The sequence below is a fragment of the Pseudanabaena sp. BC1403 genome, from assembly GCF_002914585.1.
GTDB lineage: Bacteria > Cyanobacteriota > Cyanobacteriia > Pseudanabaenales > Pseudanabaenaceae > Pseudanabaena.
The window spans coordinates 1-539 of sequence record NZ_PDDM01000081.1 but is presented as its reverse complement, the minus strand read 5'-3'; the positions used below and the strand labels follow the sequence as shown (position 1 = coordinate 539).

At 41.6% G+C, this 539-nt stretch carries 1 protein-coding gene; it reads right to left on the bottom strand.

Annotation, left to right across the window (positions count from 1 at the left end; genetic code table 11):
* On the bottom strand, positions 1-399 hold a 399-nt coding region (locus CQ839_RS24670; protein WP_146048820.1), incomplete at its 3' end, for a hypothetical protein.
* Between the last annotated feature and the right edge of the window lie 140 nt (positions 400-539).

The following is a 539-nucleotide window of genomic DNA, read 5'->3' as shown; positions in this document are numbered from 1 at the left end:
GGAGACGATCGCAGCTTGCACCATACCCAAGAGCATATAAGCTTCAAGTACTTCAACTTCAAACAGCAATTTAGTATCGCTTTTCAAGTCACTAACCAGCGCTGTTAAAGAGTGGTCAACCTCTTGTTTAGTAGGGCGGCGCTCTTGCATCCAGTCGGCTGTATCTTGGCTGATTGGTGGATTGTTTAGTGTGGCAACATATTCACGTACAGCCCTTACATTAATTGGTGTAAGCGGTTTCTCGTAATTGTCTGGAGCAAAAGCATTTTTCATGCGATTGAATACGCCGTCATAGACATCACTCAATTCGCTTTCGGTAAACTGGAAAGCATCAATCAGATGAAGCAATGAGCTGGAGCGATCGTTAATCAGATACGGTGCGTAATCATCGTTAGGCATGGTCATCTACCTCATATTTGTAAATATCAAACGAAATGTAATCCTTGTAATTTATACCTGAGTCAATGTTGTAAACATTGGCTAGATAGGTGATCAGCTCAGACAACTCCATGACAGGAATTTCTAAAGCTTGAATAACT